Source organism: Burkholderia sp. PU8-34, assembly GCF_053427725.1.
Genome location: NZ_JBSAXC010000016.1, coordinates 89,258 through 108,166, shown reverse-complemented (window position 1 = coordinate 108,166; position 18,909 = coordinate 89,258). Strand labels below are relative to the sequence as shown.

Below are 18,909 nucleotides of genomic sequence, written 5' to 3'. Positions count from 1 at the left end.
GCGGGGCAAATTGACCGATACGGGGCTCTACCGCGCTGCAACGTGGAAAATGTGTATAAGTCAAGTCTTGACAAGCTGCGGATCGCCAACCCGGGCGGGGTTGCGCCCTGTTTAGCGCAGCCTGCGAAACGGTGCGACGCCGCACCGCAGCATGACTGCGCTTGCCATCAGTGCGCGGCTCCGCTACGAATGGCGCGGCTGTGGTTGTGCACTTCGTCGACCAGTTCGGCGACGTGCTCGGGCGGCGTGAACTGCGAGATGCCGTGCCCGAGGTTGAACACGTGGCCCGGGTGGTTGCCGTAGCTGTCGAGCACCGCGCGCGCCTGCTCGCGGATCGCGGCCGGCGGCGCAAACAGGATCGTCGGATCGAGGTTGCCCTGCAGCGCGACGCGGCCCGCCACGCGCTCGCGCGCGGCGCCGACGTTGACCGTCCAGTCGAGCCCGACCGCGTCGACGCCCGTCGACGCGATTTCCTCGAGCCACAGCCCGCCGCCCTTCGTGAACGTGATCACCGGTACGCGCTCGCCGTCATGCTCGCGCTTGAGCTGCGACACCACGCGCCGGATGTAGTCGAGCGAATAGCGCTGGTACGCGCCGTCCGCCAGCGCGCCGCCCCACGTGTCGAAGATCATCACGGCCTGCGCGCCCGCGTCGATCTGCGCATTCAGGTAGGCGGCGACCGCCTGCGCATTGATGTCGAGGATCCGGTGCATCAGGTCGGGACGCGAATACGCCATCGACTTGACGGTGCGGAAGTCGTCCGAGCCGCCGCCTTCGACCATGTAGCACGCGAGCGTCCACGGGCTGCCCGAGAAACCGATCAGCGGCACCCGCTGGCGGCCCTGGCCGTCGGTGAGCGCACGGCGGATCTCGCGCACCGCGTCGGTCACGTAGCCGAGCGTCGCGTCGATATCCGGCACCGCGAGCTTCGCGACGTCCGCCTCGGTGCGCACCGGATGCGCGAACTTCGGCCCTTCGCCGACCTGGAAGTCGAGGCCGAGCCCCATCGCGTCAGGAATCGTCAGGATGTCCGAGAACAGGATCGCGGCGTCGAGCGGGAAGCGCTCGAGCGGCTGCAGCGTCACTTCGGTCGCGTAGTCGGGGTTCTTCGCGAGGCCGAGGAAGCTGCCCGCGCGCGCGCGCGTCGCGTTGTACTCGGGCAGGTAGCGGCCCGCCTGGCGCATCAGCCAGATCGGCGTGTAATCGGTCGGCTCGCGCAGAAGCGCACGCAGGAAGGTGTCGTTGAGCAGGGTATGGGCCACGTTGAGTTCGACGATGCGCAAGGCAAAAGCGCATTTTACCGGAGCGGCGCCGACACGCTGCGTGCGCGGGACCGATGGCGGCCATATGACGCGCGCGATGGCTCCGTTATGATCGGACGCTCATATCGAAACGAACCAGGGAGGAGACCGATGAAGAAGCTCGCAACGATCGCGGCCGCCGCCGCCGTGATGCTGCCAATGACGCTGACGTGCGCCGCGGCCGCGCATGCGGCGGAGACGGGCAGCACGCCGGGCGCCGCCGGCTCGCGGCTCGACGACGTGCTTGCACGCGGCACGCTGCGCATCTGCACGACGGGCGACTACAAGCCGTATTCGTACTACCGCGCGGACGGCCGGTTCGAGGGCATCGACATCGACATGGCGGATGCGCTCGCGAAATCGCTCGGCGTGAAGGCCGACTACGTGAAGACGAGCTGGCCGAGCCTGACCGCCGATTTCGTCGCGAAGTGCGACATCGCGGTCGGTGGCGTGTCGACGACGCTCGAGCGCCAGAAGCATGCGTTCTTCACGCAGCCGTACATGACCGACGGCAAGACGCCGATCGCACGCTGCGCCGACGCCGACAGATACCAGACGGTCGCGCAGATCGACCGCCCCGACACGCGCGTGATCGTGAACCCCGGCGGCACCAACGAGCGTTTTGCGAAGCAGCATTTCACGCATGCGAACGTCACCGTCTACCCGGACAACGTGACGATCTTCAAGCAGATCCTCGCGGGCAAGGCGGACGTGATGGTGACCGACGCGTCCGAGACGCTGCTGCAGCAAAAGCTGAACCCCGGCCTGTGCTCGGTGCATCCGGACAAGCCGTTCCAGTTCGGCGAGAAGGCGTACATGGTGCCGCGCGGCGACGTCGTGTTCCAGCAGTACGTCGACCAGTGGTTGCACCTGTCGCTGTCGAACGGCGAATTCCAGGCGATCTCGGACAAATGGCTGAAGTGATGCGATGCGGGCAACGCGTCGGCGCGCGTTGCGTGCCGCCGCTCGGCTGACAGCGCTCAGTCGATGCCGAGCCGCCGGTGTTCGACCATCACGCAGTGATCCATCACCACATCGAGCCCCGCCGCGCGTGCGCGCGCGGCGGCGGCCTCGTCGATCACGCCGAGCTGCAGCCACAGCGACTGCGCGCCGATCGCGATCGCGTCGTCGGCGACGGCCGCCACCTCCGACGATTTGCGGAACACGTCGACCATCTGGATCGCGATGCCGTCGCGTGCGAGCGCGGCAGCCGCCGCGGGCAGCGATGCATGGCAGCGTTCGCCGAGCACGCGCTGCCCGTCGAGCACCGGATTGACCGGCACGATCCGGTAACCGGCCTGCTGCATGTATTCGGCGACGCCATGGCTCGGGCGATAGGGTTTATCCGAAAGGCCGACTACCGCAATCACCCGATCACGTTTCAAAATCTTTCTGATGATTGAATCGTCTGACATCGAATCCTCTGTGCAGTGCATTTTTTTGCGTGCAATTGTGGAATCAGCCGAGCCTATCACGCATGAAAAACGCATCACGCGCACGGGATGAAAACACTTTCGGAAATGTTGGCAAAAATGACCTGATCAGGATCCCGAAAAACAGCAAAAAATCCCGGGGAGCCTTATCTGGCGGGCGTTACAACCTGAAACACTTTGTTACCGCGATGGCCGATCAATTCGCCCACAATGGCCTTCAACGGTTTCAACACGGATGCGGTCTCGTGTGCCAAGTGTGAGCGGACGCGAAGCGCTGCGAGCCCGTCGGTCATGTACCGAAGCCCTACCCAGGGGCATCCTTGTTGGAGTCGTTTCCGGTTGTCGTACCGGACGCGTTCCATCTTTGGTCTCCTCGCGCTAACCCCGTAGCGTGTGGTTTTTAGCGGGCTAATAAGCCCGCTTTTTTTCGTCCATCGAAAGCGTGACGGCCCGCTGGCCGCCACGTTTCCCGCGTCACAATCCCCGCCGCTTCACATTCCCGCTTCACGCAGTCCGCTGCACGTCGAGCTTCAGCTCGTCGATCATCTGCTGACGCATCACGAACTTCTGCACCTTGCCGGTGACCGTCATTGGCAGCTCGTCGACGAAGCGGATATAGCGCGGAATCTTGTAGTGCGCGATCTGCCCCTGGCAGAACGCACGCACGTCGTCCTCGGTCATCTGTTCGCCCGCGCGCAACACGATCCACGCGCACACTTCCTCGCCGTATTTCGGGTCCGGCACGCCGAACACCTGCGCGCTCTGAATCTTCGGATGACGAAACAGGAATTCCTCGATTTCGCGCGGATAGACGTTCTCGCCGCCACGGATCAGCATGTCCTTCAGCCGGCCGACGATGTTGCAGTAGCCGTCCGCGTCGAGCGTCGCGAGGTCGCCCGTGTGCATCCAGCTGTCGATCAGCACGTCGCGCGTCTTCTCCTCGTCGTCCCAGTAGCCGAGCATCACCGAGTAGCCCTTCGTGCAAAGCTCGCCCGTCGCCCCCACCGGCACGGTGCCGCCGCTCGGATCGATGATCTTCACTTCCAGATGCGGCTGGACGCGGCCGACCGTCGTCGTGCGCTTCTCGAGCGGATCGTCGGTCGAGCTCTGGAACGACACGGGGCTCGTTTCGGTCATCCCGTATGCGATCGTGATCTCCGACAGGTGCATCTGCGACACGACGCGCTTCATCGTCTCGATCGGGCACGGCGAGCCGGCCATGATGCCCGTGCGCAGCGTCGACAGGTCGTACTTCGCGAAGTCCGGATGATCGAGCTCCGCGATGAACATCGTCGGCACGCCGTGCAGCGCGGTGCAGCGTTCTTCGGCGACCGCCGCAAGCGTCGCCACCGGATCGAACGCCTCGCCGGGGAACACCATCGCCGCGCCCTTCGATACGCATGCGAGCACCGCGAGCACCATCCCGAAGCAGTGATACAGCGGCACCGGAATGCACAGCGCGTCCTGCTCGCTGAAGCGCATCGCCATCGCGATGAAGCGCGCATTGTTGACGACGTTGCGATGCGTGAGCGTCGCGCCCTTCGGGTTGCCGGTCGTGCCGCTCGTGAACTGGATGTTGATCGGATCGCGCGACGAAAGCGTCGCGCCGCGCGCGTCGAGCGCGGCCGTATCGACCGTGCCGCGGCCGCGCTCCATCACGTCGGCGAAGCGGAACATGCCGGCGGGCGCAACCTCGCCCATCGACACGACGATGCGCAGGCTCGGCACGCGCACGGCATGCAGGTCGCCCGGCACCGCAGTCGCGAGTTCCGGCGCAATCGTCTGCAGCATCTCGACGTAGCCGGACGACTTGAAGCGCTCGGCGGCGATCACGGCCTTGCAGCCGACCTTGTTCAGCGCATAGTCGAGTTCGGCAAGCCGGTACGCGGGATTGATGTTGACGAGGACCGCACCGATCCGGGCGGTCGCGAACTGGGTCAGCAGCCATTCGCTACGGTTCGGCGACCAGATCCCGACGCGATCGCCGGCGACGATCCCGAGCGCCGCGAGGCCGGCGGCCAGCACGTCGACTTCGGCCACGAATTCGCGCCAGGTCCAGCGCACGCGCTGCTCGCGAAACACCACGGCCGGGCGGTCGGGAAAGCGTGCGGCGGTGTCCCGCAGGAACTGGCCGATCGTCGCTTCGGACAGCGGAACGTCGGTCGCGCCGCGCACATACGACAGTCCGTTTTCGGGCGCGATCAGCGCCTCAACACGTGGATCTGCTGCCATGAGTGTCTCCATGAGTCTTATGATCTGATCATGCGGATGATGCCGTGCTCCGCTGACGACACTCTGACATCAATTCACGGCGACCGGATGAAATAGCACGACCGGACGGCGCCGCCCCCGCGCGGCGCAATCCGCAGGCGAAAAAAAAGCAGCCCGGAGGCTGCTTTCTTTCGCGTGCTGCGCGGCTCAGTGCCGGCTGCGAATCTTCGCCAGACGCTGGATCGCTTCGAGCTGCGCCATCGCGGTCGCGAGCTCGGATTGCGCCTTCGCGAGGTCGATGTCCGACTTCGCGTTCTGCAGCGTTTCCTCGGCGCGCTTGCGCGCTTCCTCGGCCTTCGCCGAGTCGAGATCCTTGCCGCGGATCGCGGTGTCGGCGAGCACCGTCACGGCGCCCGGCTGCACTTCGAGAATGCCGCCCGCGACGAACACGAATTCGTCGTTGCCGTTCTCGACCTCGATGCGCACCGCACCCGGACGAATCCGCGTGATCAGCGGCGTGTGGCCCGGCAGGATGCCCAGCTCACCCGCTTCGCCCGGCAGCGCGACGAACTTCGCCTGGCCCGAGAAGATCTGCTCTTCCGCGCTGACGACGTCTACTTTGATGGTTGCCATATCGACTCCTGTCGACGAGTGCGAACGCCTCGCGGCGCCTGCCCTCGTCCCATGCACGGCGGGTTGAGCGTGTTGCGGTCGGCGTGGCTGCCGGGATTGTCAGTCGGACTGTCAATCCCGGCCGGACCACGCCAGCGTGCTACTCACTCAAGCCCTTACTGGATCTTCTTGGCCTTCTCGAAGGCTTCGTCGATCGTGCCGACCATGTAGAACGCCTGTTCCGGCAGGTGGTCGCACTCGCCGTCGACGATCATCTTGAAGCCACGGATCGTTTCCTTCAGCGGCACGTACTTGCCCGGCGAGCCCGTGAACACTTCAGCGACGTGGAACGGCTGCGACAGGAAACGCTGGATCTTACGCGCGCGTGCGACCGACAGCTTGTCTTCCGGCGACAGTTCGTCCATGCCCAGAATCGCGATGATGTCGCGCAGTTCCTTGTAGCGCTGCAGCGTCTGCTGAACGCGACGGGTGATCGAGTAGTGCTCTTCACCGATCACGTTCGGGTCGATCTGGCGCGACGTCGAGTCGAGCGGGTCGACCGCCGGGTAGATACCCAGCGAAGCGATGTCACGCGACAGAACGACGGTTGCGTCCAGGTGGCCGAAGGTGGTCGCCGGCGACGGGTCGGTCAAGTCGTCCGCAGGGACGTACACGGCCTGGACCGACGTAATCGAGCCCTTCTTGGTCGACGTGATGCGTTCCTGCAGCTTGCCCATTTCTTCAGCCAGCGTCGGCTGATAGCCCACTGCCGACGGCATACGGCCGAGCAGTGCCGACACTTCGGTACCGGCCAGCGTGAAACGGTAGATGTTGTCGACGAAGAACAGCACGTCGAGGCCTTCGTCACGGAAGTGCTCGGCCATCGTCAGGCCGGTCAGCGCGACGCGCAGACGGTTGCCCGGCGGCTCGTTCATCTGGCCGTATACCAGCGCGACCTTGTCGAGAACGTTCGAGTCCTTCATTTCGTGGTAGAAGTCGTTCCCTTCACGGGTACGCTCGCCCACGCCCGCGAACACGGAGTAACCACCGTGCTCCTTCGCGATGTTGTTGATGAGCTCCATCATGTTGACGGTCTTGCCCACGCCAGCACCGCCGAACAGGCCAACCTTGCCGCCCTTTGCGAACGGGCAGATCAGGTCGATGACCTTGATACCCGTTTCGAGCAGTTCGGTCGACGGCGACAGTTCGTCGAACGCAGGTGCCTTCTGGTGGATCGAACGCGTGTGTTCGCTCTCGATCGGGCCAGCCTCGTCGATCGGACGGCCGAGCACGTCCATGATCCGGCCGAGGGTCGGCTTGCCGACCGGCACCGAAATCGGCTTGCTCGTGTTCTTCACGGTCAGGCCGCGGCGCAGGCCGTCGGATGCACCCAGACAGATGGTGCGGACCACGCCGTCGCCCAGCTGCTGCTGGACTTCGAGCGTCAGTTCCGAGCCTTCCAGAATGAGCGCGTCGTAGATCTTCGGCATGCTTTCGCGCGGGAATTCCACGTCGATAACGGCGCCGATGCACTGTACGATCTTGCCTTCTACCAAAGCAGCAGTACTCATCGCTTTTCCTTTAAATACCTGATTCTTTACTCGCGCAAAGGCGCAGTTGTCGTTCGGGGCGCGCGCTTAAACAGCAGCAGCGCCGCCGACGATCTCCGACAGTTCCTTCGTGATCGCTGCCTGACGGCTCTTGTTGTACACAAGCTGCAGCTCGCTGATCACGGTCTTCGCGTTGTCGGACGCAGCCTTCATCGCGACCATCCGCGCCGATTGCTCGGACGCCATGTTTTCCGCGACGGCCTGGTACACCAGCGCCTCGACGTAACGCACGAGCAGTTCGTCGACGACTGCCTGCGCGTCCGGCTCGTAGATGTAGTCCCACGACGTGGCCGGCGTACCGTCATTCGCCTCGAAGTGCTCCGACGCGAGCGGCAGCAGCTGTTCGATCACCGCTTCCTGCTTCATCGTGTTGACGAAGCGCGTGTACGCGAGATAAACCGCCGACAGCTTGCCTTCCGAGTACAGATCGAGCTGCGTCTTCACCGCGCCGATCAGCTTGTCGAGGTGCGGGGTGTCGCCGAGGTGCACGACCTGCGACATCACCTTCGCGCCGAAACGGTTCAGGAACCCGAGGCCCTTGCCGCCGATCGCGGTGGCTTCGACCTTCTGGCCCTTCTCTTCCAGCTCCTTGAACTTCTGCACCGTCGCGCGCAGCACGTTCGTGTTCAGGCCGCCGCACAGACCCTTGTCGGTCGTGACGAGGATGATGCCGGCCGTCTTCGCGCCTTCGTTTGCCACCATGAACGGGTGGCGGTACTCCGGGTTCGCGCGGCTCATGTGCGCGGCAATGGCACGGACCTTGTCCGCATACGGACGAGCAGCGCGCATGCGTTCCTGCGCGCGGCGCATCTTCGATGCAGCCACCATCTCCATCGCCTTCGTGATCTTGCGCGTGTTCTGCACGCTCTTGATCTTGCCGCGAATTTCCTTCATTCCAGCCATAGCTTGCTCCTTGACCGAAGCCGCGCGGGCGCGTGACGCTACCCGCGCGGCCTCAGTGTGTCACTCGCGGATCAATAGGCACCCGACTTCTTGAAGGACTCGATCGCCGCGCGCAGCGCGCCTTCGTCGTCCTTCGAGAGGTCCTTGGTGTCTTCGATGCGCTTGATGAGCTCAGCGTGGCTGGTCTTCAGGAATTCGCGCAGGCCCTTCTCGAACGGCAGCACCTGCTTGACGTCGAGGTCGTCGAAGTAACCGTTGTTCGCGGCGTACAGCGACACGGCCAGTTCCCACACCTGCAGCGGCTGGTACTGCGGCTGCTTCAGCAGTTCCGTCACGCGGCGGCCGCGCTCGAGCTGCTTGCGGGTCGCTTCGTCGAGGTCCGATGCGAACTGTGCGAACGCAGCGAGTTCACGGTACTGCGCGAGGTCGGTACGGATACCGCCCGACAGCTTCTTCACGACCTTCGTCTGCGCGGCGCCACCGACTCGCGACACCGACACGCCGGCGTTGATTGCCGGACGGATGCCCGCGTTGAACAGGTCGGTTTCCAGGAAGATCTGGCCGTCGGTGATCGAGATCACGTTCGTCGGAACGAACGCGGTCACGTCGCCCGCTTGCGTTTCGATGACCGGCAGTGCCGTCAGCGAGCCGCTCTTGCCCTTCACTTCGCCGTTCGTGAACTTCTCGACGTACTCTTCCGACACGCGTGCAGCGCGCTCGAGCAGACGCGAGTGCAGATAGAACACGTCGCCCGGGTATGCTTCACGGCCCGGCGGACGGCGCAGCAGCAGCGAGATCTGACGGTATGCCCAGGCTTGCTTGGTCAAGTCGTCATAGATGATCAGCGCGTCCTGGCCGCGGTCGCGGAAGTATTCGCCCATCGTGCAGCCCGCGTACGGTGCGAGGTACTGCATCGCGGCGGAATCCGATGCCGAAGCAGCGACGACGATCGTGTATTCCATCGCGCCGGTTTCTTCCAGCTTGCGAACCACGTTCATGATCGACGAAGCCTTCTGGCCGATCGCGACGTAGATACAGATCAGGTCCTTGCCCTTCTGGTTGATGATCGTGTCGAGCGCCACCGCGGTCTTGCCGCACTGACGGTCGCCGATGATCAGCTCACGCTGGCCACGGCCGATCGGCACCATCGCGTCGATCGACTTCAGGCCCGTCTGCACCGGCTGCGACACCGACTTACGCCAGATCACGCCCGGGGCGATCTTTTCGATCGCGTCGGTCAGCTTCGCGTTGACCGGGCCCTTGCCGTCGATCGGGTTGCCGAGCGCGTCGACCACGCGGCCGACGAGTTCCGGACCAACCGGGACTTCGAGAATGCGGCCCGTCGTCTTGACGATGTCGCCTTCCGAGATGTGTTCGTATTCGCCGAGAATCACCGCGCCGACCGAGTCACGCTCGAGGTTCAGCGCGAGGCCGAACGTGTTGCCCGGAAACTCGAGCATTTCGCCCTGCATCACGTCCGACAGGCCGTGGATGCGCACGATACCGTCGGTCACGGAGATCACGGTGCCCTGGTTGCGAACGTCTGCGCTCGCTTCAAGGCCCTGGATCCGGCTCTTGATCAGCTCGCTGATCTCAGAGGGATTGAGTTGCATTATTCGCTCCTGATAGTCAATTCTGTTGCGTGCCGGCGTGGCGCTCAGGCGGTCAACGCAGCCTGCATCGATGCGAGGCGCGCGCGAACCGAGGTGTCGAGCACTTCGTCGCCGACCGTCACGCGCACGCCGCCGATCAGCGACGAATCGACTTCGACCGTCGGCTTCAGCTTGCGCTTGAACTTGCGCTCGAGGCTCACGACAAGACCTTCGAGGTCGGTGCCGTTCAGCGGGAACGCGCTGACGATCGTTGCGTCGGCAGAGCCTTCACGCTCGTTCTTGAGCGCTTCGAACTGCTCGGCGATTTCCGGCAGCAGCGCGATGCGATGATTGTCGACCAGCATCTGCACGAAGTTCTTCGCCTCGGCGGCGGCCGCGAGTGGCGACTTCGCCGCGGCAAGCAGCAGCTCGGCCACTTGCGCGCGGGTCACCTTCGGATTCGTCGCTACGGAGAGCACATCGGGCAGTTGCGCAACCTGGGCCAGCTCTTGCACGAGCGTGGACCAGGCGGCGATGTCACCCCCCTCTGCCACGCGGAACAGCGCTTCTGCGTAAGGGCGGGCGATGGTTGCAAGTTCGGCCATGATCAGAGCTCGGCTTTCAGTTGATTCAGCAGTTGGGCGTGGGCCGTTTGATCGACTTCGCGCTTCAGGATCTGCTCGGCGCCCTTTACGGCCAGCGTAGCGACTTCGCCACGCAGCGCTTCGCGCGCCTTCACGATTTGCTGTTCTGCTTCCGCCTTCGCCTGGGCGATGATGCGGGCGGCTTCAGCCTGGGCGTTGGACTTGATTTCCTCGGCGACCGCCTGGGCACGCTTTTCAGCGTCGGCGATGCGCTGCTGGCCGTCGTTGCGGGCCTGCGCGAGTTCCTGGTCCACGCGCTTGTGCGCTGCGTCGAGTTCTGCCTTGCCCTTTTCCGCGGCGGCGAGGCCGTCGGCGATCTTCTTCGAACGTTCGTCGAGGGCGTTGATCAACGGCGGCCACACGAATTTCATCGTGAACCACGCGAGGACCAGGAACACGACCATTTGCGCAAACAGAGTTGCGTTGAGATTCACGGTGTTTCCTTATCTGCTATTCCGGAAAAATGAAACGGTAAGGCGCTCATCGAGTTGCATTCGATCAGCGCCCCAAGTCTCCGTTCCGCCCTGCGCCGGCGTTACGCCGGGCGCAAATTTCCGAGGAACCTTAGCCTGCGAGCTTCGACAGGAGCGGGTTCGCGAACGCGAACAGCATTGCGACACCAACACCGATCAGGAATGCAGCGTCGATCAGGCCAGCCAGCAGGAACATCTTCGTTTGCAGCGGGTTGATGAGTTCCGGCTGACGTGCGCATGCTTCGATGTACTTGCCACCCATCAGCGCGATACCGATACAGGCGCCGATCGCACCCAGGCCGATGATGATGCCGATACCGATGGCGGTCAGACCCTGGATGTTGGCGATGAAAGCTTGCATGATCACTCCTTTGAGAAAAGACTTGGAACTGAGATTTAAAAAAATAAAACGAAGACTCTTTTTTGCTCGACGCGCTTAGTGCTTGTCGTGCGCCTGGCCGAGATACACCAGCGTCAGCATCATGAAAATGAATGCCTGCAACAGAACAATCAGGATGTGGAAGATTGCCCAGACGCTGCCTGCGATCACGTGACCGATGAAGCCGAGGAACGTTGCGTCGCCGCCGAAGCTCCACATGCTGCCGAGCAGGGCGATCAACAGGAACAACAGCTCACCCGCGTACATATTGCCGAACAGCCGCATGCCGAGCGACACGGTCTTGGCGACGTATTCGACGATGTTGAGCGCAAGGTTCGGGATCCACAGCAGCGGGTGGCCGCCGAACGGCGCCGACAGCAGCTCATGCGCAAAGCCGCCCGCGCCCTTGATCTTGACGCTGTAGTAGATCATCAGGACGAACACGCCGAGCGCGATGCCGAGCGTGCCGTTCAGGTCGGCCGTCGGGACGATGCGATGGTGGGAAATCACGTCCGACAGACCGAGCAGGCCGATCACGCGGCCCGGCAGGTCGACGGGGAGGAAGTCGAGGGAGTTCATCAGCGCGACCCACACGAACACGGTCAGTGCGAGCGGAGCGATGAATGCGCGGTTGCCGTGGACGATCGCCTTCGACTGGTCTTCGACCATTTCGACGAGCATCTCGATCGCGCACTGGAAACGGCCCGGCACGCCGGACGTCGCCTTGCGGGCGGCCAGGCGCAGCACGACGATCGTCACGATGCCGCACACGATCGACCAGAACAGCGTGTCGAGGTTCCAGACGTGGATGTCGAAAATCGACGTCTGATGCGAGGTGGAGAAATTCTGCAAGTGGTGCGCAATGTACTCGGACGGATCCGGACCGCGCGTGCCTTCGCTAGCTGCCATATCGTTAATGCCACCCAAATTGTCGAAAATCGTTTTGCCCGATTCCGCAACATGCTATTGCGGGAACAGGCCGGCGCAGTTCAGTGTCGAAACCGCGCGCTGCTTGTTCTTGCTTACCGCCAGGCCAGCGCGACCCAGTACGTCTTCAACACGACGAGGTACGTGACGAGGAGCGGCACCCAGTGCACGCCGGGGTAGCCGAACGCCACCGCGGCAAACAACCCGATCGTCACGCCGAGCTTGAGGGCTTCACCCGCCACCCAGCTCATCACGGTGGCCGAGCCACCCGCCTTCAGTCGTGCCACGAACAACGCACTTGGCACCCAGCCGATCGCTCCGCCCAGAAACGCGGATTGCGCAGCGGCGCCCGGCGACTTTGAAAACAGCCACCACGCCAGCGTTGCAACCAGGGACAAGGCCACTTGCACGATCACCACCTTGTGGGGGGTGACGCGCGAGGGCCGACTCACGTTCGGGCCGAACAACCTCTCGGCTTCTGCCCGCGTGAGCGGAACGATGTTGTCTTCTTGCTGCTCGGCATCCCACTCGTCGCCGGAAGATTCGCGCCGCTCGCCGGCCGCTGAAGCGGGGCGTTGCGCGCGCTGATCGTCGTGCCTATCGTTCGGCGCCTGACCCGCCATCGCAGTCTTCCGCAAAATCCTGAAACCGGCCCCAAGCTTTCTGAAAGCTTTCAGGGGCGCCTAGCTAACAAATCCGGGCGATTGTAAGCGATAGTTGCAGGTGATTCAAGGCTTTAGACGCGACAAAAACCTGCGTAAAACGTCGCCTCATGATGTGAAAAACGCGTGAATCGACGACGTACGATGACAGTTGTAAGGTCAGTGTCCAGCACCGGTATTTCGCACGCGAAGAAACTCGGTTTCGTGTCGGCATGATGACGGCAGGCGCGGCGAATGGGGGTGCGCGTTTCGCCGCAATCCGCCCTGTGGATGACTTGCGCGCGTTACGCCGGGTCGGCCGGCGCCCTGCTCCGCCGGCTGTGGAATCTTCACCACCGTCGGGCCGCTGTGGAGATGGCGCCACAGATGCAGCACTGTGAGTAGATCGCCCGCGAATGCTGTGATTCGGATGCACTGCCTGTGGATGCAGCGCCTACGGATGCACTGCCTGTGGAAGCACCGCCTGTGGATGCACCGCCTGTGGACGTGCCGCCTGCAAGCATGTCGCCCCAGGCTAGTCACTGCGCGCCGTCATCCCCGGTACGCCAAGAGAACACCGCGACGGACCCGCCATCGCGAAAAATCGCTGTGACGCGCAATTCAACCGTGAACGAGCAACCACGCCCCGAGCACGGCGCTGACGATCGCGAACGGGATCGACACCAGGTGAAACGGCAGCCACATCCGCGGCTCCTTTGCGAGCCGCACAGCGATCAGGTTCGCGAGCGACCCGATCGCCACGCCGAAGCCGCCGACCGACACCCCGAATGCCAGCGCGCGCCAGTCTTGCGTAAATTCCGACAGCAGGATCGCGGCCGGCACGTTGCTGATGCCTTGCGACAACGCCGCGCCTGCAGCGAACACCCGCAGCGGCGAGTCGAGGCGCGCCTGCGCAATCGCGTCATGCACCACCGGCAGCGCAGCCGCACTGCGCAGCACGACGAACATCAGCACGAAAATCAGCAGCAGCAGCCAGTCGATCTTCAGCACTGCATTGCGTCGCACGACGAGCAGCACGACCGCAACGGCGATCAGGCCCGGCAGCGCACGATGGGCATCGGCGAGCAGCACGAACCCGGCGAACAGCGCGGCTGCGACGAGCGCCTGCATGCGCTGCATAGGCAGCGCAACGGCGTCGCCGGACAGGTCGAGCGGTTTGGCGCGAAACGCGCAGGCGGTCACCGCGAGCAGCAGCGCCATCAGCGCAATCGCCAGCGGGCCGAGCGTGAGCACGAAGCGGCCGAACGACACACCGCTCAACTGCCACAGAAACAGGTTCTGCGGATTGCCGAGCGGCGTCGCGACCGACCCCGCATTGACGGCCAGCGCGACGACGATCACGAGCCGCCGGAACGGCAGCGGCGTCAGCGCACGCAACGACACCATCAACGGGACGACGACGAACAGCGCAACGTCATTGGTGAGCCACATCGCGAGCGCAGCGGCGAACACGACGAGCAGCATCGCAAGCGCGCGCTCGGAATGCACGTGATGCACGATGCGGTGCGCAAGCCACATCAGGCACCCGGAAAGCTCGAGCGCCTTCGTCAGCATCAGCAGGCCGGCGAGCGTCGCGACCGTCTGCCAGTCGACGCGATTCGCAAGCACTGCAAATGGTTGCGGACGCAACCATTCCAGAAGAATGAGACCGATGGCCAGCACGGACAGCACAGGTTCCTGCGCGAACCAGCCCAACCACCGGCGCATTGCCGGTGCGCCCGCATTACCCATCGCCACCACCTCGTTACTCTTCTGCCGTCACGTTGCCGCGCAGGCGTGCAAGGATGCCCTCGAGCGCATCGAGGTTGCCGAAATCGATCATCACCTGCCCTCGCCCGCGGCGGCCGAGCTTGATCTTCACCGTCGACGCCAGCAGGTCGGACAGTTCTTCTTCGAGACGGCGCGTGTCGCGGCCGCCATCATCCTTCGCGCGCGCCTTGACGGCCGGCGCTTCCTTCGTCGTCTGCGTGACGAGCTTTTCGGTCTCGCGCACCGACATCCGCTTGTTGACGACCTGGTGGGCGAGCGTGATCTGCGTCGCCGCATCGACCGCGAGCAGCGCGCGCGCGTGGCCCATGTCGAGATCGCCGGCGAGCAGCATCGTCTGCACCGGCGCAGCGAGATTCAGCAGGCGCAGCAGGTTCGACACCGCGCTGCGCGAGCGGCCGACCGATTCGGCCGCCTGTTCGTGCGTGAAATGGAATTCGTCAAGCAGACGCTGGATGCCATGCGCCTCTTCGAGCGGATTCAGGTCTTCGCGCTGAATGTTCTCGATCAGCGCCATCGCAGCGGCGGCCTGATCCGAGACATCCTTCACCAGCACCGGCACTTCGTCGAGACCGGCGAGTCGCGCCGCGCGGAAGCGCCGCTCACCAGCGATGATCTCGTATTTATCCGATGAAATGGGCCGCACGAGAATCGGCTGCATCACGCCCTGTGCGCGAATGCTTGCCGCCAGTTCCTGCAGGCTGCCCTCGTCCATCCGCGTCCGCGGCTGATATTTGCCAGCCTGCAGCTTCGTCAGCGCGAGCGTGTTCGGTGCGCCCTCGATCTTCACCGCTTCAGTGATGTCGGCGCTGCCACCTAGCAGCGCTTCGAGGCCACGCCCCAACCCTTTCTTCTTTGGCACCGCGTTCATGTGTTTCTTCCTCGCTTCGCTCGTGTCCGGATCACGCATCGAATGTGCGCACGCGCTCGATCATCTCGGCGCCGAACTGGAGATAGGCTTGCGCACCGCGCGAACTGCGGTCGAACACGACGCCGGGCAGACCGTAGCTCGGCGCTTCGGCCAGGCGGACATTACGCGGAATCACCGCGTCGAACACCTTGTCGCCGAAGTGCGCCTTCAGTTGATCGGAAACCTGCTGCTGCAGCGTGATGCGCGGATCGAACATCACCCGCAGCAACCCGATGATCTTCAGGTCTCGGTTCATGTTCGCGTGCACTTGCTTGATCGTGTTGACGAGATCCGACAGGCCCTCCAGCGCGAAGTATTCGCACTGCATCGGAATCACGACGCCATGCGCCGCGCACAGGCCGTTCAGCGTCAGCAGCGACAGCGTCGGCGGGCAGTCGATCAGCACGAAGTCGTAATCGTCGGCAACGCGTTCGAGCGCCGCCTTCAACTGGCGCTCGCGGTTCTCGATGCCGATCAGTTCGATTTCCGCGCCGGACAGCTCACGGTTCGCAGGCAGCACGTCGTACGTCACCGATTCGGGGCGCACGCGCGCGTCCGCGACCGACAAGCCGTCGACCAGCACCTCGTACACGGTCGACTCGACGCCAGCCTTGTCGATCCCGCTGCCCATCGTCGCGTTGCCCTGCGGGTCGAGGTCAATCAGCAGGACGCGTTGCTCATGCGCTGCCAGGCTTGCGGCGAGATTGACCGTTGTCGTCGTCTTGCCGACGCCCCCCTTCTGGTTCGCAACGCAGAAGATCTTTGCCATCGTTGATGTGTTCCTCGTACCTTCAAACAATCGGCGCGCCACTTCGCGCGCCATCAAATCGCGTCGTCGACGGTGACTTCGATCAGATGCCGTTCGGCATCGAGCATCGGCACCGCCAGCCGAATGGTTTGCTTCACGTGGCTGCCGTCCGGCAACCGTGCAATCTCGTCGTCCGGGTGTACACCCTTCATCGCCCAGATCGCGCCGCCCGGCGCAACCAGATGTCGAGCAAGTTTAACGAAGTCGGAGAGATCCGCGAATGCGCGCGACACGATCACATCGAATTTTTCCTGCACTTCGACGCCAGGCTGCAGCGTTTCCACGCGCCCGGTGACGACGGACAGGTTCGCGAGCTTCAGCTCGGCCCGGGTCTGCGTCTGGAAAGCGGATTTCTTGTGGACGATGTCGTTCAGCGTGACCTGCCAGTCCGGCTGGACGATCGCCAGTACGATGCCCGGCAGACCGCCACCCGAACCGACGTCGAGCACGCGCGCCGACGCACGGCCACGCAGATGAGGAACGATCGACAGCGAATCGAGGATGTGCTGGATCAGCATCTGCTGCGGATCGCGAATTGCGGTCAGGTTGTAGACCGCGTTCCATTTCGCGAGCAGCGCGACATAGTCGAGCAGCTGGTTTCGCTGGGTATCCGTCAGCGCGACGTCAAGCGCGTTGGCGCCGTCGACGAGCATCCGCTCCAGTACGTCCCGATTAACCGCCGGCGCGCGACGCGCCGTCATTGTTGCGTCGGGACATTGCTGTCCCCCTGCTCCACGGCCGCGTCTGCGGCACCGTTGCGGCGGCCGAGGCCGCGGCGCTTCAGATGCACCATCAGCAGCGAGATCGCCGCTGGTGTCACACCCGAAATACGCGACGCCTGCCCGATCGTTTCCGGCCGGAACTGATTCAGCTTCTGGCTCACTTCGAACGACAGCCCGCGCACTTCGCGGTAGTCGATGCCCTCCGGCAAGCGCGTGTTCTCGTTCGCGTCGTTGCGCTCGATTTCGCTCGCCTGGCGCTCGATGTAACCCTGATACTTGATGCCGATCTCGACCTGCTCCTTGATCTGCGCAAGCAAGACCGGATCGTCGGCCAGCGGCTCCGCCGGACCGCACTCGCCGTCCTTCAGGCCGCACACGCCGTCATAGCTGACGCCGGGGCGACGCAGCAGTTCGGCCAGACTGTATTCGTGATCGATCGCCTTGCCGAGCAGTGCCACCGCCTCGTCGGCCGGCAGCGTCTTCGGTGTGACCCACGTCGACTTCAGGCGCTCGGTTTCACGTGAAACAGCGTCGCGCTTCCGGCAGAATGCGTCCCAGCGCACGTCGTCCACCAGGCCCAGCTCGCGGCCGATTTCGGTCAGGCGCATGTCCGCATTGTCTTCACGCAGGCTCAGCCGATACTCGGCGCGGCTCGTGAACATCCGGTACGGCTCGGCGACGCCGCGCGTCACCAGATCGTCGACCAGTACGCCCATATAGGCCTGGTCGCGACGCGGGCACCACGCGTCCTTCTCCTGCACGTACAGGCCCGCATTCACGCCAGCCAGCAAGCCCTGCGCCGCCGCTTCTTCGTAACCCGTCGTCCCATTGATCTGGCCCGCAAAAAACAGGCCGTTGATTGCCTTGGTCTCCAGCGACGCCTTCAGCGCCCGCGGATCGAAGTAGTCGTACTCGATTGCGTAGCCCGGGCGCAGGATATGCGCCTGTTCGAGGCCTCGCATCGAATGCACGAGCTCGAGCTGCACGTCGAACGGCAGGCTCGTCGAGATCCCGTTCGGATAGAACTCGTTGGTCGTCAGCCCTTCCGGCTCGAGGAAGATCTGGTGCGATTCCTTGGACGCGAAACGGTGGATCTTGTCCTCGATCGACGGGCAGTAACGCGGCCCGACACCTTCGATCACGCCTGTATACATAGGCGAGCGGTCGAGGCCGCCGCGGATGATGTCGTGCGTGCGCTCGTTCGTATGCGTGACCCAGCACGGCAGCTGCTGCGGGTGCTGCTCTGCTCGGCCCAGGAACGAGAACACAGGAATCGGATCGAGATCGCCCGGCTGCTCTTCCAGCTTCGAGAAGTCGATCGAGCGGCCGTCGATACGCGGCGGCGTCCCGGTCTTCAGCCGCCCTTGCGGCAGCTTCAGCTCCTTCAGACGCGCGGACAGCGTCACAGCCGCCGGATCCCCTGCGCGACCGCCGGTGTAGTTGTTCAGGCCGACGTGGATCTTGCCGTCGAGGAAGGTCCCGGCGGTCAGCACCACAGCGCGCGCACGAAAACGGATGCCGATCTGTGTGACGGCGCCCACCACGCGGTCACCTTCGACCATCAGATCGTCGACCGCTTGCTGGAATAGCCACAGATTCGGCTGATTCTCGAGTTGGCGACGGATCGCCGCCTTGTACAGGATGCGGTCAGCCTGTGCGCGCGTCGCGCGCACAGCCGGGCCCTTCGACGAATTGAGGATCCGGAACTGGATACCGCCCTCATCCGTCGCAGCAGCCATTGCGCCGCCCAGCGCATCGACTTCCTTGACCAGATGGCCCTTGCCAATGCCGCCGATCGACGGATTGCAGCTCATCTGCCCGAGGGTTTCGATGTTGTGAGTCAGCAGCAGCGTCTTAACGCCCATGCGGGCAGACGCCAATGCGGCCTCCGTGCCGGCGTGACCGCCGCCGACGACGATGACGTCAAATTCTGTGGGAAAAAGCATGGTGGATTC

Annotated in this window: 19 protein-coding genes; 2 read left to right on the top strand and 17 right to left on the bottom strand. The window is 63.9% G+C overall.

Annotated elements, in window-relative coordinates; genetic code table 11:
- Window positions 1-167: 167 nt before the first annotated feature.
- Window positions 168-1,262, bottom strand: coding sequence for a uroporphyrinogen decarboxylase (gene hemE / locus ACV22Z_RS28890; protein WP_448079666.1), 1,095 nt, complete (start codon window positions 1,260-1,262; stop codon window positions 168-170).
- 150 nt (window positions 1,263-1,412) lie between these two features.
- Between hemE and ACV22Z_RS28885 the strand changes: the two genes are divergently transcribed.
- A complete protein-coding gene (locus ACV22Z_RS28885) occupies window positions 1,413-2,225 on the top strand; it encodes a transporter substrate-binding domain-containing protein (protein WP_448079665.1) in 813 nt (270 codons plus the stop codon).
- Between the two features lie 56 nt (window positions 2,226-2,281).
- On the opposite strand, the gene ACV22Z_RS28880 is transcribed toward ACV22Z_RS28885, so the two are convergent.
- Window positions 2,282-2,671, bottom strand: a complete 390-nt coding sequence (locus ACV22Z_RS28880) for a CoA-binding protein (protein WP_448079664.1) — start codon at window positions 2,669-2,671, stop codon at window positions 2,282-2,284.
- A 107-nt stretch (window positions 2,672-2,778) separates the two neighbouring features.
- Here ACV22Z_RS28880 and ACV22Z_RS28875 point away from each other — a divergent pair, with 107 nt between their 5' ends.
- Window positions 2,779-2,994 (top strand): hypothetical protein, encoded by a 216-nt coding sequence (locus tag ACV22Z_RS28875; RefSeq protein WP_448079663.1) that lies wholly within the window; start codon window positions 2,779-2,781, stop codon window positions 2,992-2,994.
- Between the two features lie 244 nt (window positions 2,995-3,238).
- On the opposite strand, the gene ACV22Z_RS28870 is transcribed toward ACV22Z_RS28875, so the two are convergent.
- From ACV22Z_RS28870 to mnmG, 15 genes are all read right to left on the bottom strand, one after another.
- A complete protein-coding gene (locus ACV22Z_RS28870; RefSeq protein ID WP_448079662.1) occupies window positions 3,239-4,966 on the bottom strand; it encodes an AMP-binding protein in 1,728 nt (575 codons plus the stop codon).
- A 186-nt stretch (window positions 4,967-5,152) separates the two neighbouring features.
- Window positions 5,153-5,578, bottom strand: a complete 426-nt coding sequence (locus ACV22Z_RS28865; protein ID WP_448079661.1) for a F0F1 ATP synthase subunit epsilon — start codon at window positions 5,576-5,578, stop codon at window positions 5,153-5,155.
- Window positions 5,579-5,733: 155 nt separating this feature from the next.
- Complete coding sequence (gene atpD / locus ACV22Z_RS28860; RefSeq protein ID WP_448079660.1) at window positions 5,734-7,128, bottom strand: F0F1 ATP synthase subunit beta; 1,395 nt, start codon at window positions 7,126-7,128, stop codon at window positions 5,734-5,736.
- Between the two features lie 66 nt (window positions 7,129-7,194).
- On the bottom strand, window positions 7,195-8,070 hold the full coding sequence (gene atpG, locus ACV22Z_RS28855) for a F0F1 ATP synthase subunit gamma (RefSeq protein WP_448079659.1): 876 nt from the start codon (window positions 8,068-8,070) through the stop codon (window positions 7,195-7,197).
- A gap of 71 nt (window positions 8,071-8,141) precedes the next feature.
- Window positions 8,142-9,683, bottom strand: coding sequence for a F0F1 ATP synthase subunit alpha (gene atpA / locus ACV22Z_RS28850; RefSeq protein ID WP_448079658.1), 1,542 nt, complete (start codon window positions 9,681-9,683; stop codon window positions 8,142-8,144).
- A gap of 44 nt (window positions 9,684-9,727) precedes the next feature.
- On the bottom strand, window positions 9,728-10,267 hold the full coding sequence (locus ACV22Z_RS28845) for a F0F1 ATP synthase subunit delta (RefSeq protein ID WP_448079657.1): 540 nt from the start codon (window positions 10,265-10,267) through the stop codon (window positions 9,728-9,730).
- Between the two features lie 2 nt (window positions 10,268-10,269).
- On the bottom strand, window positions 10,270-10,740 hold the full coding sequence (locus ACV22Z_RS28840; RefSeq protein WP_011350523.1) for a F0F1 ATP synthase subunit B: 471 nt from the start codon (window positions 10,738-10,740) through the stop codon (window positions 10,270-10,272).
- A gap of 130 nt (window positions 10,741-10,870) precedes the next feature.
- Window positions 10,871-11,140 carry a F0F1 ATP synthase subunit C gene (gene atpE / locus ACV22Z_RS28835; protein WP_004195828.1) on the bottom strand — a complete coding sequence of 90 codons (270 nt, stop codon included), beginning with the start codon at window positions 11,138-11,140 and terminating at the stop codon, window positions 10,871-10,873.
- 75 nt (window positions 11,141-11,215) lie between these two features.
- Window positions 11,216-12,067, bottom strand: coding sequence for a F0F1 ATP synthase subunit A (gene atpB / locus ACV22Z_RS28830; protein ID WP_448079656.1), 852 nt, complete (start codon window positions 12,065-12,067; stop codon window positions 11,216-11,218).
- Window positions 12,068-12,180: 113 nt separating this feature from the next.
- Window positions 12,181-12,708 carry an ATP synthase subunit I gene (locus ACV22Z_RS28825; protein WP_448079655.1) on the bottom strand — a complete coding sequence of 176 codons (528 nt, stop codon included), beginning with the start codon at window positions 12,706-12,708 and terminating at the stop codon, window positions 12,181-12,183.
- 639 nt (window positions 12,709-13,347) lie between these two features.
- Complete coding sequence (locus ACV22Z_RS28820) at window positions 13,348-14,478, bottom strand: SLC13 family permease (RefSeq protein WP_448079654.1); 1,131 nt, start codon at window positions 14,476-14,478, stop codon at window positions 13,348-13,350.
- Window positions 14,479-14,491: 13 nt separating this feature from the next.
- Window positions 14,492-15,385, bottom strand: coding sequence for a ParB/RepB/Spo0J family partition protein (locus ACV22Z_RS28815; RefSeq protein WP_448079653.1), 894 nt, complete (start codon window positions 15,383-15,385; stop codon window positions 14,492-14,494).
- A 31-nt stretch (window positions 15,386-15,416) separates the two neighbouring features.
- Window positions 15,417-16,193, bottom strand: coding sequence for a ParA family protein (locus ACV22Z_RS28810; protein WP_448079652.1), 777 nt, complete (start codon window positions 16,191-16,193; stop codon window positions 15,417-15,419).
- A gap of 53 nt (window positions 16,194-16,246) precedes the next feature.
- Window positions 16,247-16,933 (bottom strand): 16S rRNA (guanine(527)-N(7))-methyltransferase RsmG, encoded by a 687-nt coding sequence (gene rsmG / locus ACV22Z_RS28805; RefSeq protein WP_448079651.1) that lies wholly within the window; start codon window positions 16,931-16,933, stop codon window positions 16,247-16,249.
- A complete protein-coding gene (gene mnmG, locus ACV22Z_RS28800) occupies window positions 16,930-18,900 on the bottom strand; it encodes a tRNA uridine-5-carboxymethylaminomethyl(34) synthesis enzyme MnmG (RefSeq protein WP_448079650.1) in 1,971 nt (656 codons plus the stop codon). Before mnmG ends, rsmG begins: the two co-directional genes overlap by 4 nt.
- Window positions 18,901-18,909 lie beyond the last annotated feature (9 nt).

Coding starts and splice junctions, on each gene's coding strand:
- ACV22Z_RS28810 (WP_448079652.1), bottom strand. CDS start 16,193: ATGGCAAAGATCTTCTGCGTTGCGAACCAGAAGGGGGGCGTCGGCAAG.
- atpB (WP_448079656.1), bottom strand. CDS start 12,067: ATGGCAGCTAGCGAAGGCACGCGCGGTCCGGATCCGTCCGAGTACATT.
- ACV22Z_RS28875 (WP_448079663.1), top strand. CDS start 2,779: ATGAAAAACGCATCACGCGCACGGGATGAAAACACTTTCGGAAATGTT.
- atpD (WP_448079660.1), bottom strand. CDS start 7,128: ATGAGTACTGCTGCTTTGGTAGAAGGCAAGATCGTACAGTGCATCGGC.
- mnmG (WP_448079650.1), bottom strand. CDS start 18,900: ATGCTTTTTCCCACAGAATTTGACGTCATCGTCGTCGGCGGCGGTCAC.
- atpA (WP_448079658.1), bottom strand. CDS start 9,683: ATGCAACTCAATCCCTCTGAGATCAGCGAGCTGATCAAGAGCCGGATC.
- atpE (WP_004195828.1), bottom strand. CDS start 11,140: ATGCAAGCTTTCATCGCCAACATCCAGGGTCTGACCGCCATCGGTATC.
- ACV22Z_RS28825 (WP_448079655.1), bottom strand. CDS start 12,708: ATGGCGGGTCAGGCGCCGAACGATAGGCACGACGATCAGCGCGCGCAA.
- ACV22Z_RS28885 (WP_448079665.1), top strand. CDS start 1,413: ATGAAGAAGCTCGCAACGATCGCGGCCGCCGCCGCCGTGATGCTGCCA.
- ACV22Z_RS28815 (WP_448079653.1), bottom strand. CDS start 15,385: ATGAACGCGGTGCCAAAGAAGAAAGGGTTGGGGCGTGGCCTCGAAGCG.
- ACV22Z_RS28870 (WP_448079662.1), bottom strand. CDS start 4,966: ATGGCAGCAGATCCACGTGTTGAGGCGCTGATCGCGCCCGAAAACGGA.
- atpG (WP_448079659.1), bottom strand. CDS start 8,070: ATGGCTGGAATGAAGGAAATTCGCGGCAAGATCAAGAGCGTGCAGAAC.
- ACV22Z_RS28865 (WP_448079661.1), bottom strand. CDS start 5,578: ATGGCAACCATCAAAGTAGACGTCGTCAGCGCGGAAGAGCAGATCTTC.
- ACV22Z_RS28845 (WP_448079657.1), bottom strand. CDS start 10,267: ATGGCCGAACTTGCAACCATCGCCCGCCCTTACGCAGAAGCGCTGTTC.
- ACV22Z_RS28820 (WP_448079654.1), bottom strand. CDS start 14,478: ATGGGTAATGCGGGCGCACCGGCAATGCGCCGGTGGTTGGGCTGGTTC.
- rsmG (WP_448079651.1), bottom strand. CDS start 16,933: ATGACGGCGCGTCGCGCGCCGGCGGTTAATCGGGACGTACTGGAGCGG.